The organism is Paracoccus sp. S1E-3, assembly GCF_013868135.1.
In the GTDB taxonomy this organism is placed as follows: Bacteria; Pseudomonadota; Alphaproteobacteria; order Rhodobacterales; family Rhodobacteraceae; genus Paracoccus.
On sequence record NZ_JACEMU010000014.1, the window covers coordinates 50,001 to 52,842 of the forward strand.

Annotated in this window: 2 rRNA genes (1 of these 2 running past the window's edge); both read left to right on the plus strand. The window is 55.5% G+C overall.

Annotated features, from left to right (window positions below):
• A 23S ribosomal RNA gene (locus H1S04_RS13485) occupies positions 1-2,492 on the plus strand (it extends 344 nt beyond the left edge of the window).
• Positions 2,493-2,593: 101 nt separating this feature from the next.
• Positions 2,594-2,708 (plus strand): 5S ribosomal RNA (gene rrf, locus H1S04_RS13490).
• The last annotated feature ends 134 nt before the right edge of the window (positions 2,709-2,842 follow it).

Below are 2,842 nucleotides of genomic sequence, written 5' to 3' on the forward strand. Positions count from 1 at the left end.
GCCAGAGCGGGTGACAGCCCCGTATGGGAAGTTCGATTGGACGTATTAAGTAGGGCGGGACACGTGAAATCCTGTCTGAAGATCGGGGGACCACCCTCGAAGGCTAAGTACTCCTTGCTGACCGATAGCGAACCAGTACCGTGAGGGAAAGGTGAAAAGCACCCCGACGAGGGGAGTGAAACAGTTTCTGAAACCGGACGCCTACAAGCAGTCGGAGCCGCCTTGAGCGGTGACGGCGTACCTTTTGTATAATGGGTCAACGACTTGGTCTATCTGGCAAGCTTAAGCCGTTAGGTGTAGGCGCAGCGAAAGCGAGTGTTAAATGCGCGACTTCAGTCAGATGGATCAGACCCGAAACCGAGTGATCTAGCCATGTGCAGGATGAAGGTTGGGTAACACCAACTGGAGGTCCGAACCCACACCTGTTGAAAAAGGTCGGGATGACGTGTGGCTAGGGGTGAAAGGCCAATCAAACTCGGAGATAGCTGGTTCTCCGCGAAAGCTATTTAGGTAGCGCCTCGGACGTATCCTCCTGGGGGTAGAGCACTGCATGGATGATGGGGGCCCACAGCCTTACTGAGTCTAAGCAAACTCCGAATACCAGGAAGGACTATCCGGGAGACACACGGCGGGTGCTAACGTCCGTCGTGGAGAGGGAAACAACCCTGACCAACAGCTAAGGCCCCCAATTCGTGGCTAAGTGGGAAAGCATGTGAGACTTCCAAAACAACCAGGAGGTTGGCTTAGAAGCAGCCATCCTTTAAAGATAGCGTAACAGCTCACTGGTCTAATCAAGAGGTCTTGCGGCGAAGATGTAACGGGGCTCAAGCCACGAGCCGAAGCTTTGGGTGTGCACATCTGTGCACGCGGTAGCGGAGCGTTCTGTGATAGAGAACGCTGCCTCTTTTGTTCCTTCGGGATCAACGGAGGCATTGTTCTGACTGTGAAGCCGGGCCGTAAGGCATCCGGTGGAGTGATCAGAAGTGAGAATGTTGACATGAGTAGCGACAAACAGGGTGAGAGACCCTGTCGCCGAAAGTCCAAGGGTTCCTGCTTAAAGCTAATCTGAGCAGGGTAAGCCGGCCCCTAAGGCGAGGCCGAAAGGCGTAGTCGATGGGAACCAGGTTAATATTCCTGGGCCAGGAGATGGTGACGGATCGCAGGTGTAGTGAGGTCTTATCGGATTGACCTTGCTGCTGAGCGGTTCCTGGAAACAGCCCTCCATGAGACCGTACCCTAAACCGACACAGGTGGACTGGTAGAGAATACCAAGGCGCTTGAGAGAACCACATTTAAGGAACTCGGCAAAATACCTCCGTAAGTTCGCGAGAAGGAGGCCCCGTTGGCAGGCAACTGTTGGCGGGGGGCACAAACCAGGGGGTGGCGACTGTTTACTAAAAACACAGGGCTCTGCGAAGTCGCAAGACGACGTATAGGGTCTGACGCCTGCCCGGTGCCGGAAGGTTAAAAGGAGATGTGCAAGCATTGAATTGAAGCCCCGGTAAACGGCGGCCGTAACTATAACGGTCCTAAGGTAGCGAAATTCCTTGTCGGGTAAGTTCCGACCTGCACGAATGGCGTAACGACTTCCCCGCTGTCTCAAATGTGGACTCAGCGAAATTGAATTGTCTGTGAAGATGCAGACTTCCCGCGGTTAGACGGAAAGACCCCATGCACCTTTACTATAGCTTCGCACTGGCATCAGGATTGTGATGTGCAGGATAGGCGGTAGGCTTTGAAACGGGGACGCCAGTTCCCGTGGAGCCATCCTTGAGATACCGCCCTTCGCACTCTTGATGTCTAACCGCGGCCCGTTATCCGGGTCCGGGACCCTGCGTGGTGGGTAGTTTGACTGGGGCGGTCGCCTCCTAAAGAGTAACGGAGGCGCGCGAAGGTTGGCTCAGAGCGGTCGGAAATCGCTCGTTGAGTGCAATGGCAGAAGCCAGCCTGACTGCGAGACTGACAAGTCGAGCAGAGTCGAAAGACGGCCATAGTGATCCGGTGGTCCCGAGTGGAAGGGCCATCGCTCAACGGATAAAAGGTACGCTGGGGATAACAGGCTGATGATGCCCAAGAGTCCATATCGACGGCATCGTTTGGCACCTCGATGTCGGCTCATCTCATCCTGGGGCTGGAGCAGGTCCCAAGGGTACGGCTGTTCGCCGTTTAAAGAGGTACGTGAGCTGGGTTTAGAACGTCGTGAGACAGTTCGGTCCCTATCTGCCGTGGGTGTAGGATACTTGAGAGGAGTTGCCCCTAGTACGAGAGGACCGGGGTGAACGTTCCACTGGTGGACCAGTTGTCGTGCCAACGGCAGTGCTGGGTAGCTATGAACGGACAGGATAAACGCTGAAGGCATCTAAGCGTGAAGCCCCCCTCAAAACCAGGTATCCCTTGAGAGCCGTGGAAGACCACCACGTCGATAGGCCGGAGATGTAAGCGCAGCAATGCGTTCAGTTGACCGGTACTAATGGCTCGACAGGCTTGATTTGATCCGGAAGTGGCCAGATCTGACACAGATCCCCGCTTCCAAAAGCATCCTTGGACAACTTACGGACCGCAAGGTCCGCAACGCTGAGCGTTTCTTATCTGATCTGGTGGACATAGCACGAGCGAAACACCCGATCCCATCCCGAACTCGGCCGTTAAGCGCCGTTGCGCCAATGGTACTGCGTCTCAAGACGTGGGAGAGTAGGTCACCGCCAGATCTGATAAGAAACGCAGCTCTCGAACGATCCAGATCATCGCGCCAACCCAACAATCGGCGCAGCCGCGCAACAGATCGCGCAGAATGGCGCGGGGTAGAGCAGCCCGGTAGCTCGTCAGGCTCATAACCTGAAGG